Genomic DNA, 12,262 nt, shown 5'->3' with positions numbered 1-12,262 from the left:
AGAGGTGATGCAGTGAATGGATAATAAACTAAAGTTGTATCTGAGTATAGGCATATTCGTCTTGGGAACAGGTGTAAATCTTCTGTTTACAACTAATATTCATTTCCTACTACGAAGAAAAATTCAATATGTTCAATGGTTTAAATTAAGTACCATTGTAGGGAGTATGATAAGTGATCAGAAGCATCTGCTCTTATTTTTAGCCTTTAATGGAGTGATTCTATTAGGGGCTATTTTTTATTATTTGCTTAATAATCGACCTTATCACAGTGAACTTGTAGAAATAACACCACTCATAAAAACACCAGTATCAGCAGGACAGCGACAATTTGGATCAGCAAGGTGGCTAACAGATAAAGAAAAGGACAATCACTTTAAATCCGTAGTCCTAGAGAAGGACGATGATACCATCAAATCACTTAAGAAACAGGGGCAAACAGAAGTAAATGCCATAAAGAAGGGAGATATGAAAGATGAAGAATTATCCCAAGATGAAAAGCAAGATGTTCAGTGTGGGGAACAAGAAAAAGCAATTAAAAATCTCGAAGATCAAATCCTTGAAGACAACCAAAGGATATATGCCACATCAAAAGAAAATACGCAATCCAAAGAGAATCAAAAGGTAGCTACTGGTGGTGTGGTCATTGGTATGAAGAAAGAGGGGCGTAAAAATGAGCGTGTTTATTATATTGATGATGATATTCATACATTATGCATTGGGGCAACTCGAAGTGGTAAAACACGGTGCATTGTTTTAGAAAGTATCGGTCTATTAGGTCTTACAGGAGAGAGTATGGTCATTAGTGACCCTAAATCAGAACTTTTTACTTACACAGCACCCTATCTTAGAAACTTAGGTTATGACGTTTATGCCCTTGATTTTAAGAATCCTCTTAAGTCTCATCGTTATAATTTCTTACAGCCTATAATTGATGCCATTGATGAAGACAATATCCCAAGAGCCATTGAAGCCACATGGGATTTAACGCAAGCACTTGTACCAGAAGAAAGTCACAATGAAAAGATATGGTCGAATGGTGAAGCCAGTATCATCGCCGCTGCTATTATGGCAGTGGTTTATGATAACAGACTCAATGATGGCGCACATAACCGTAAATATCAGAACCTAAGCAATGTCTACTTTTTCATATCTGAAATGTGTAAAACAGTTAACGGTAAAATGCCACTTCAAGATTATTTGAATACCATTCCAAGTACCCATCCTGCAAGAGGATTACTTGCCATCTCAGAGGTTGCACCATCTAAAACTAAGGGAAGTTTCTTTACGGCAGCTCTTACCAATCTAAGGCTCTTTACCAACCCACTTATATGGTCAATGACCAATGAAAGTGATTTTAACCCAAGAGATATAAGTAATAAGAAAACAGCTCTTTTTATCATCTTACCTGATGAGAAAAAGACCTATTATAGTTTAGCTAGTCTCTTTGTTAATCAGTGTTATATGGCACTTGTAAAAGTAGCAGATGATCGAGGTGGACGATTACTGAATCGAGTGAACCTTTTATTAGATGAGTTTGGTAACTTCACACAGATACCTGACTTCGCTAATAAACTTACTGTTGGTGGTGGACGTGGTATAAGATTCTCTTTATTCATCCAAGCCTTTGCCCAATTAGATGAAATCTATAACAGAGACGTTGCACAAACCATTAAGAGTAACTGCGAGATATGGATTTACCTACAGGCAGATGATGTAGGAACACTTGAAGAAATATCCAAGAAGTTAGGGAACTATACGGTATCAACCTATTCCCTCAGCAGCTCACATGGGAAATACACCACACCATCAACATCTCATTCGACTAATCTTACTCATAGGGCATTACTCACAACAGATGAAATAAAACTGATTAATCGTCCTTACGCTCTAGTGACCTCTCGTACCCATCCTGCCATGATGACCATACCTGACTTAGGTAAATGGCAGTTTAATAAACTCTTTGGACTTGGGAACAAAGAACATAACCGAAAAATACGACAATACCGTGAAGGTGAGCGAGAAGAAAGACAAGGTGTAAATGCCATTGCTCTATGGAACATATGGGAGTTTCACAAAGACCAGTTAAAGAAATCAACAGCTAAAAGTAGCAATCAAAATGTCATGTATGCACAGATGGGAGGCAATTAGTTCATGGATAAAATTAAAAGCAAAGGATTAGCAGTGCTTGTGATGATGCAAGTGCTGTTTTTTAATCCCCCTGTATTTGCTACAGGTGGTCCAGTGGGAGACAGTAAAATCGCTAAAGGTACAGAAGCTCTTATCAGGGACGCAACCACATGGTTAATGATACTTGCTCCTATTGTTGGAGGTCTACTTGTTATCTACTTTTTTATCAGAAGAAGTGGGGCAGATGAGCAAGATCAAAAGCGTTGGAACAACCGAATTATGACAGCGATTATATCTGTCATTGGGGCAGTCCTTGGTAGTGCCATTATCAACCTAATTGTTGGCTACTATCAATAGTTAATAAGTAGCATCAAATCAAGTAAAACTGATTTAAAAGCAAATGCTTTTAGATACAAAACATCAATCAAAAGGAGAGAAATTATAATGAAAAAATTACAATGGAAAATCATGAACTTAGTATTAAGAGGAAAAATGGTATTAGCGGATAAGAAAGGTGAAGGTGCATTAAATACAGCAATTACCGTTCTTATAAGTGTCGTATTAGGGGCGTTATTACTTGCAGGTCTATATGCATTAATCGGCGATGTAGTACTACCGCAGCTTAAGCAAAGAATCATTGAAATGTTCAATTTTAATGGTTAAGCAGTTGTCCATAAAAATTATACGAAAGGAAAGGTAGATTATGAAGAATAAAATGAATAGGGTTTATATATTGATCTTGATTCTGCTACTCTCAAGTGGGAGTAGCTATGCTGAGAAATTAACATTTTCTGATATAGAAGGGCATTGGGCAGAGCATATTATTACTCAGCTTATGGAAAAAGGGATTGTGTCAGGCTTTCCAGATGGAACAGCTCGACCAGATCAAATAATTACAAGAGGAGAATTTGCAGCACTCTTGGTTAGACACACAGAGAGTAAAGAGCATTATGTTAAAGATGGAGTCTCGATATTTAAAGATATCGAAAATCATTGGTCACAAAAAAACATCGAAATACTTATTGATATCGGCATTCTTGATCCATCAGACTATGCCGATAATTTTATGCCTAATGAGCCAATTACAAGAATAGAGATTGTAAAGATGATGGTACGATCAATTGGCAAAGGTGATGAAACAAAGCAGTTAAACAGTAGAACACCTTATAAAGACGACGATGAGATCGCTAGAGTAGATAAGGCGTTTGTCAATCTTGCAACAAAATATGATTTGATAAAAGGCTACCCTGATAGTACTTTTCGACCTAATGGTGAGACGACAAGAGCTGAAGCTTTTACGCTTTTATTAAGACAAGAAGAAGCCATGAAGAACATTAAAAAAGAAATAGAAGAAGAAAATAAAAAGAAGCAGTCATCTAATCATTTAGATGATGACTATGTCTATTATCCAGAAGCACAGGTAACCTTTGAACTGCCTGATAAGGTGCATACGGATACAGAAATCAAAGTAACAACAATTTATAAAAATACCAGTACCCTAAAATGGTCTCTTACCAAAGAAACTAGCGATGGCAGTGTAGAACTTAAGCTCTCTGAATTAATTGATGGAAGTCTCACAAAAGATGGTGGTAGCATTGTCTTTAAAGAAAAAGGCAACTATACATTGACTGCTACAGTGACCAACTATAATGGCAAGACAACAAGCTATTCTCAGAGTATCAAAGTCTTCCCCGTGATTAGCATTGCCTTTGAACTACCAGAGTATTCCCATACTGATAAACCCATTTCGATAGATGTAAAGGCGACAGAACTAGGGGAACTTGATCTTGTATGGTCGGTAATCAAAGATGGCGAAAATGTGGCATGGGATACGGCTATAGAAGGTACGCTTAGTAATGAAGGCGGTAGCATTACTTTAAAGGAAAAAGGGAACTACAGCATCATAGCAACTTGCACTGATGAAAAAGAACGTAGTTATCGTCATGAAGCATCCATTATCATTTATCCAACCATAAATATAGATATTAAGCTTCTTGACAAAGCACATACAGATAAAAGTATTAATCTTAATGTAGTATCTTCTGAATCCTTAGAAGATACAACCCTTATTTGGAGTCTCACTCGTAATGGTGAAAACGTAACTCTCAGTGATTACATTGAAGGAGAACTTACAAGTGCAGGTGGTGTAATACGTTTTAAGGATAAGGGCACATATTCATTAACCTCAACTACTACGGATAATACTAATAGATGTTTTGAAAACACAGCATCTATCGTTATCTATCCTGTTCCAAAGGTTTTATTTGATTTACCTAATAACGCTCATACGGATACGCCTATTACAATTTCAACAACTAATGAGCATATGGAAAATCTAACAGTTGAGTGGATGGTAAAGGATAGCCATGATTTTCAGAACTGGGATAACTTTGTATACGGAAAACTAAACAATGATGGTGGCACAATCCGATTCAAAAACACTGGAGACTATGAAATAGTGGCTAAAGTTACAGATGATACTGGACGTATTTTTGATTTTGAATCCACAAATAGCATTAAAGTACATCCTGTACTGAATATCCAATTTGAACTGCCCGAAGCAACTCATACGGATGAGACCATTGATCTTAGTCTTACAGGAGATACGAATTTGCTACCAATAAAATGGTATCTTATTAAAGATGGTAATTCTGTGAACTTAGAAGAATTTACAGAAGGCACATTCAGTAAACAGGGTGGTAACATCCGTTTTATAGAAGATGGGCAATATAATTTGACAGCAGAAATAGTGGACAATTTGGGTAGAAGTTTTTCTTGGGGTAGAACTATTTTAGTTCATCCTATTCCTGATGTAGAATTGACACTTCCTCAAACAGCTCATGTTGGAACTAGTGTTTCAGTCAATACACAGAAGTTCAATGATATGAACATTGAGTGGGCTTTGAAGAAGGAGGATGAGTCGGTTTCACTAGATGCATATACTGATGGAACACTTACTGATATTGGTGGTAAGTTAACTTTCAACACCACAGGTAATTACACATTGAGTGCTAAAGTAACAGATGTGACAGGTAGAGTATTTATATCAGAAAAAGACATCACTATCTATAATAATCTGCCGTCAATACCAATTGTAACTGCTGATGTAGCAAGGATATCTAACAGTGGTAAATTTAAAGTGAATATCAATGCCAATAGCACTGATTCTAATGATGACGTGCTAACTTATGAATATCAAGGAACGACAAAAGATAGCTACTATGGTGTTGGGACACATACCATTCAGGTACGTGCAAAGGACGAACATGGTGGATATTCTGAGTGGGCAGAATTAACCTTTACTGTCTCAAATCAAGCACCTAGTACACCGATTATTACAAGAACCCCTAGTGGTAATAGTGTTTTACCGAGTACCCCAATTACAGTGACAGCAACAGCAAGTGATCCTGACGGAGATGATATTAATTATGTTTGGGAAGGGAGAGCATCTCAGACAACCACATATCCACTTGGTAAAAATGTAATTCGTGTTAAAGCAGTAGATAGTGCAGGTGCTGAATCACCTTGGACAGCAATCGTATTCTTTGTAGCTGACCCTAATAAGGGTGGTGGCATGACCTTAACTGGTCCTGAATCGGTTATTCTTGAGGAAGGCATCGAGGGAGCAACTATCACAAAATACACCTTTACAGTACCACCAGTAAGTGGTCATAGTGGGGATGATTATGGACGTGTACGTGGCTTTAATATAAAAACAGGCGTATGGGATCAACTCAGTTATCAAAGAACGAAAAACGGCATTACATTCAATAAAACTCTAACTTCAGGTATCTACAGTAAGTTAGAGTTTTATTATTATACCAACCACAATTGTATGTATAACAAAAGCAATATCACCTATTCAGTGTTTTATCACTTTGAATAGGCTAGAGAGAATATGTAAGGAGGCGGACATTTGGAAGTTGTAATTATGCTCCTTATAAGTGCTATTTTATCAGGGTGTCTCGTTTATGTAGACACCCTTTTAGAAGGGCTTGTGCCAATGGTACTCTATGCTGAAAGGTATATGGACACCCTACTTGGTATCAATGCCATAGAGCCGATCTTTGATATCTTCTTCGCTTTTGGTATCTCTCTCATTATTCTCAAGTTCCTTAAAAATGGCTTCAACAAATACATCCTATGGCATGATGGCGATGCAGGAGATGAGCCTTCAACATTATTCATAGGTTTTCTAAAGGCACTTGCTACAAGTATATGTTTTCCAACCATGTATGGTTGGCTTGCTACAATCATAGAAGATATGTCTAATGAGTTAATCGTACTTATATCAGGAGGAATGCCCATATCCTTTGAAACAGTCATTGCAGGTATAGCCACAGCAGGGTTGTTTACTGGTATTGTATCGTTGATATTTTTCATTTGCTTCTTTGTTTTATACATTCAGTTTCTGACAAGAGGACTAGAGATTATGATTCTAAGAATAGGACTGCCCCTTGCCTGTGTAGGCTTAATGGATAGAGCCGACAGTAATTTATTTAAAAGCTATATACAGAAATTCTTTCAAAGTACACTGGCGGTTCTTGTACAGATTGTACTGGCAAAACTCGGCGTTGGGCTTATGCTCAACGCCCATGTTTTTTGGGGTGTTGCCAGTATGGTATTGGCTATTAGAACACCAAAGTTCTTACAAGAGTTCTTAATCATATCAGGAGGTCAAGGCGGTGGATTAAGCAATAAGATTTACTCTACAGCAAGGATTTATCAAATGGGTAAGGCACTATTTAAAAAGTAGGAGGGCGAGAGGATGGATATTCTAAAAGAATTATCTGATGCCTTCCTAATTCTCATTCGGAGTGGCACAGTTCTTCGAGTGGTTTACTGCTTTGTAATGATGGGAACAGATGAAGAGTTGGAGAAGGCTTACAAAAAGAAGATTAGGAACGTGATAGTCTTTTATGTCTTAGCAGAAAGTTGTTATGTGATAAAAGATGTTATAACCAGTTATTACACATAGAGGTGATGAGATGGCAAGAGAAAAACCATTATATATACCACAAGGATTGAAGTTAAGAAAAGAAATATTCAATGGATATGGTAAGGAAGAATTGATGAAAACTATTCTAGTTACTTTAGTGGCAGGTGTAATAGATGCTTTTCAATTCTTTGTAACAAGAAATACGGTGGTCACCATTGTATTTATGTTGGTTGCTGTATCAGGAGCAGTTCTTATGTTAACTAAGGACAACTCCAATATATCAGTAGTCGACCAGATGGGCTTTATTATTAGATATCAATTTGGACAAAAGAAATACATGTATGTCTACAGGATGGAGAGGAGAAGACATGGCGGATAGGATTAATGAATTTAAAGTAGTGGGAGGAATAAAATCAACTGTATCTGCAAAAATGATCTATATGCTCTTGAGTAAGATAGCAGATGGAGAAGGAGTTGTTCAAATATCACAGAAAAAGATTAGTAGGATTCTTGGGGTACATAAGACAACAGTAGGCAAGAATCTTTGGCGACTAGAAAAGGGTGGCTACATCTATATTCGTAGCAGATATACAGAGGATGGTGGCAGATTAGCAAATGAGTATATTGTGAGGTGATAGGTGTGTTAGTGATAAAGAATGTACTGTTTGTGGTGGTATAGATTTACGCCAGTTATTGCGATATAAAAATACGAATTATTCCTGATAAGGTTCATGTGATGATTATATTACTTGGATTAATTCAAGTAAGTTGGCTAGATTCAATTCTTGGTATGCTTCTTGTGCCACTGCCATTTTTGGTGGCGGCACTGCTAAAGGAAGGGGCAATGGGTGGTGGCGATATTAAGTTTGTTGGGGCGTGTTCCTTCTTCTTTGGATTTTCTAATGGACTGGTTGGAAGTAGCATGGGACTGGCTTTCGGAATATTGGCAAATGTGTTATACTTTTGGTATATGCGATTGGATTATACTGGAAAGATTGCGTTAATACCTTTTTTGGCTATAGGGTATTGTAGCTTATTCATAAGAAGTATAAGCTACATAATTTCATTAAATTTAATCTAGTGGTAGGAAATTGAGTTTTGAAGTGTAATTAATAGGGGGATGTTATGTATATATCAAAAGTATCTTTGGTAAACTATAGAAATTTTGCAAGTGCAAAGTTTGAATTCAATAAAGGTATAAACACGATCATTGGAGAGAATGGATCAGGTAAGACTAATTTATTCAAAGCAATACGTTTATTATTAGAAGATTCATCTTTACATTATGCATATAAATTAAAAGAATCAGATTTTAATAGAGCGTTAGGTAACTGGAGAGGCCATTGGATTATAATTAGTATTGAGTTTGATGAGATAAGTGATGATGAAGCAATTCAATCATTATTTATTCATGGATTTGGAGCAGTTCAAACTGGTAGTGTAGATAGAGCTACTTATAATCTTTTTTTCAGACCAAAAGCAGATATTAGACAGAAGTTATCTGAGTTGGATAATGGAGATCATGAATCCATGAATGAAATACTGGGTGGATTGACAGTTGAAGATAATTATGAAGTTTTTTTTACTGGAAAAAGTAATGTAGATTTTAATGATCCACAGGTATATAAAGAATTGGTTGGAGACTTTGAAAAAGTTGAGTTCCCATCAGTAATAGATGCATCAAAATTTGGAACTAAGATTCCGCACCAACTGTCAGTGTCTAAAGAAATATCATTTACATTTATTCAAGCTTTGAGAGATGTAGTTAGTAGCTTTCACAATAATAGAACTAATCCCTTGTTGGGGCTACTTAAGGAAAAAAGTGGTGAGATAGAGGTAAGTGAATATGAACCAATTAATGATATGGTAAATGATTTGAACTCAAAGATTGAAGGTCTGAAAGATGTTCAACAAATAAAAAATGATATTGATGAAACCATAAGAAATGCTGTAGGTCATACATATTCACCATCAGCTCTTACAATAAAGTCAAGTTTACCTGATGAAGCTGATAAACTATTACAATCTCTAAAACTTTTCATTGGTGAGCCAAATGAAGAACATGAGGGAAGTATACATGAGTTAAGTCTTGGGGGCGCTAATTTAATATTTCTTACTTTAAAAATTTTGGAGTTTAAATATCAAAAGTCAAAAGATGTATTTGCCAATTTCTTGTTAATAGAAGAGCCAGAAGCACATTTACATACTCATATACAAAAAACATTATTTGACAAGCTTGATTATGATGATACTCAAATTATTTATTCGACACATTCTACTCATATATCAGAAGTAAGCAACGTCGAGAATATCAATATTTTAGCAAAAAAGAAGAACTATGCGGAATCATATCAACCGTCAAAAGGACTCAGTGAGACTAACATAATGCATGTTCAACGATATTTAGATGCAGTAAGAACTAATCTGCTTTTTGCAAAAGGTGTTTTGCTAGTTGAAGGTGATGCGGAAGAAATATTAATACCTTTACTTTTTAAGTCAGTTTATGGGGTTAGTCTTGATGAATTAGGGATTAGTTTAATAAATGTTAGGAGTACAGGTTTTGAAAATGTTGCACAATTATTTCATGATGACAGGATCAAAAGACGATGTAGTATTATTACTGATTTAGACGATGCAATATGCGATACAACTATTAATGATGGTGATACTGATAAGTTGATTAAATATAAAAAATCAGTTGAAGCTTCAAAAAAGTCTGGTTTAGAAAGAAAAGAGCGAATAGAAGAGTTTGTTAAGGGAAGTTCATGGATAAAATCATTCTATGCAAATTATACATTTGAAGTTGATTTTATGAATTCGGGCAATAAGCATGAAGTTAAGGAAACTATAGAAGATGTTTATAAGGATATCACTACTAAGAAAACTGCTAAAAAAGATATAACTTCAAAGGATATTGCTGTTAATGGCAAGAGAATTTTAACAATGGCAAATAATGCTGGTAAAGGTTGGTATGCAATAATACTAAGTAATTATATTGAAGAATGGACTATAGTGCCTTCATACATATTGAAAGCAATTGTCCATGCAAAAGATGAGTGGTCAACGTCAGTAATTTCAAGCATGATTAAGTTTCGTTTGGATTATAATAATTCAAATAAAGATGAAGACGATGCAACTAATTTTAAACTTTTGTATGAGAGCTTAGACAGTTATAGTAAAAAAGAAATAACATTAAATGATTACTATACAACTCTCAAAACGGAGATTGATGATAGTCAGTTAATAGATTTATTAAAGGAACTGATTTAAAATGACATTACTATTAGATGGAAAGTTAAATGATGAGCAGAAAAAAGTTATATTAAATGACAATAGTGTTCTTCTTATTGCTTGTCCTGGAAGCGGTAAGACAAGAACACTTACATATAAGATTGCGTATGAAATCAATAATTTAAAATCAATTAGAGAATTTATTATTGCAATTACTTATACTAATCGTGCCGCAGAAGAGATAAAAGAACGTTTAGATAAAATTGGTATAGATACAAAACAATTATGGATAGGAACGATTCATTCATTTTCACTGGAATGGATTGTTCGACCCTATCATAATTGTATTGATGAACTGAAATTTGGTTTTTCAATACTAAATTCACATGAATCAGAGGTGTTAATCACTCAACTATGTAAAGAAAACTACGGTAAAAGTATATCTTATTATGATTGCGGTTTTTTTGTTACTCCGCGAGGATATAGATTGAGTTGTCTCGAGAAAGAAAAGCATTATATGATCGAAGATGTTTTAAGAAAATATTTTGATATATTAAAGGATAGTAGGCAAGTAGATTTTGAACAAATCTTATATTATGCTTATCAAATTCTCGATAAAAATCCAATAATCGCTAACACATTGAAAGATATCATAAAGTTTATACTAATTGACGAATATCAAGATACAAAAGAAATTCAGTATCATATCATTGCGAAAATATTAAATGCTGGTAAAGGGTTATCAAGAGTGTTCATTGTAGGAGATCCTAATCAGTCAATTTATAGTACTCTGGGCGGTTTTCCAATGGAAAAAGAAGAATTAGAGAAAATATTTGGTTTTAATCTGTGTGAGTACTCTTTAGAGAATAATTATAGGTCTTCACAAAAAATGATAAGTTATTTTGAAAACTTTAAGGTATATGAATCTACCATACGTGCTGAAGGCGATTTGAAATTATATTCTAGTAAAATAACATATAATCTATCCCTTAGTAAAGAAGAGGTAGTTAATGAGATCGTGAGATTAATTAAGTTTAATTTAGATGATGAATGTATCACAGCAAATGAGATCTGTGTTGTTGCACCTCAGTGGATACATTTAGGGTCTATAACAAGACAACTAACGTCTAGATTACCTGACTGTAGCTTTGATGGACCGGGATTAGTACCTTTTTCAAGAGATATTGATAATTTCTGGTATAAAGTTGCAAGGCTAGTTTTATCAGAGCCATCACCTAATTTTTATATAAGGCGTTTAAGATGGGCTAATGACATTATTAAAGAACTTGAAGTTGTTGGCTATTCATTAGATGGATTGACAAAAAAGAGACTTTTGAAGATTATTAATTCGATAGTAATTAATGAGAGTGATGGACTTAAACACCTTGAATTGTTTTTTGGGGAACTGTGTGGATTTCTTAACTTAAATATAGATTCGTACTCTTCAATAAAGAATCATTATATTTCATTTTTTGAAAGCTCTAAGGCTCGTATTGAAAGGTTAAAAAAAGAGGGAGCAGATTTTATTAGTGATATCTCTAGCTTTAGAAGAGCATTTAAACCAAGAGAAGGCATAACTATTTCTACAATACATGGAACAAAAGGTGAAGAATATGATACAGTCATAGGTTTTGCGTTGCTAAATGATTATTTACCACATTTTAAAGATAAAAATGGAGATGAAAATTCAAATAAGTTATTATATGTGATGTCTTCAAGAGCGAGGAAAAACCTTCATTTGATATCTGAAAGGGGAAGGGGAGTGAACTATTATAATCCTTCGGGAAAGTCACCAACCCCTAATTTAGTAGGTTATGATTTTGAGTATGATGTTATAGATTAAATTACACGAATTAATTATTTTTGATAAAATATTTTACTTTAGGCATTTGCAAAATGCAACATAGATTTGGATGTAAATAATTACAAGTAATGTAAATTGAACATCGATAATTTAAAAAAGA

At 34.7% G+C, this 12,262-nt stretch carries 11 protein-coding genes; all 11 read left to right on the top strand.

Annotated elements, in window-relative coordinates:
* Positions 1-16: 16 nt before the first annotated feature.
* The 11 genes from F8154_RS03925 (at position 17) to F8154_RS03875 (ending at position 12,141) form a co-directional block, all read left to right on the top strand.
* On the top strand, positions 17-2,149 hold the full coding sequence (locus F8154_RS03925; protein ID WP_243141155.1) for a VirD4-like conjugal transfer protein, CD1115 family: 2,133 nt from the start codon (positions 17-19) through the stop codon (positions 2,147-2,149).
* 3 nt (positions 2,150-2,152) lie between these two features.
* On the top strand, positions 2,153-2,485 hold the full coding sequence (locus F8154_RS03920; RefSeq protein ID WP_151860294.1) for an Mbov_0395 family pilin-like conjugal transfer protein: 333 nt from the start codon (positions 2,153-2,155) through the stop codon (positions 2,483-2,485).
* Between the two features lie 87 nt (positions 2,486-2,572).
* Entirely contained in the window at positions 2,573-2,791 is a 219-nt protein-coding gene (locus tag F8154_RS03915) for a DUF6133 family protein (RefSeq protein WP_151860293.1), read from the top strand.
* Between the two features lie 40 nt (positions 2,792-2,831).
* Complete coding sequence (locus tag F8154_RS03910; protein WP_151860292.1) at positions 2,832-6,014, top strand: S-layer homology domain-containing protein; 3,183 nt, start codon at positions 2,832-2,834, stop codon at positions 6,012-6,014.
* Positions 6,015-6,044: 30 nt separating this feature from the next.
* Positions 6,045-6,884, top strand: a complete 840-nt coding sequence (locus F8154_RS03905; protein WP_151860291.1) for a conjugal transfer protein TrbL family protein — start codon at positions 6,045-6,047, stop codon at positions 6,882-6,884.
* A gap of 12 nt (positions 6,885-6,896) precedes the next feature.
* Positions 6,897-7,106: a mercury transporter gene (locus F8154_RS03900; RefSeq protein WP_151860290.1), complete on the top strand. Its 210-nt coding sequence runs from the start codon at positions 6,897-6,899 to the stop codon at positions 7,104-7,106.
* 10 nt (positions 7,107-7,116) lie between these two features.
* On the top strand, positions 7,117-7,446 hold the full coding sequence (locus F8154_RS03895; protein ID WP_151860289.1) for a hypothetical protein: 330 nt from the start codon (positions 7,117-7,119) through the stop codon (positions 7,444-7,446).
* A complete protein-coding gene (locus tag F8154_RS03890) occupies positions 7,436-7,702 on the top strand; it encodes a helix-turn-helix domain-containing protein (protein WP_192930149.1) in 267 nt (88 codons plus the stop codon). The genes F8154_RS03895 and F8154_RS03890 overlap by 11 nt, the downstream gene beginning before the upstream one ends.
* A gap of 44 nt (positions 7,703-7,746) precedes the next feature.
* A complete protein-coding gene (locus tag F8154_RS03885; RefSeq protein ID WP_151860287.1) occupies positions 7,747-8,148 on the top strand; it encodes a prepilin peptidase in 402 nt (133 codons plus the stop codon).
* A gap of 44 nt (positions 8,149-8,192) precedes the next feature.
* Positions 8,193-10,337: an ATP-dependent nuclease gene (locus F8154_RS03880; RefSeq protein WP_151860286.1), complete on the top strand. Its 2,145-nt coding sequence runs from the start codon at positions 8,193-8,195 to the stop codon at positions 10,335-10,337.
* A gap of 1 nt (position 10,338) precedes the next feature.
* Positions 10,339-12,141, top strand: coding sequence for a UvrD-helicase domain-containing protein (locus F8154_RS03875; protein WP_151860285.1), 1,803 nt, complete (start codon positions 10,339-10,341; stop codon positions 12,139-12,141).
* Positions 12,142-12,262: the final 121 nt, after the last annotated feature.

This window comes from Alkaliphilus pronyensis, from assembly GCF_009017275.1.
In the GTDB taxonomy this organism is placed as follows: Bacteria; Bacillota; Clostridia; order Peptostreptococcales; family Natronincolaceae; genus Alkaliphilus_C; species Alkaliphilus_C pronyensis.
The sequence above is the reverse complement of the archived record's forward strand: the minus strand, read 5'-3'. Positions and strand labels throughout refer to the sequence as shown.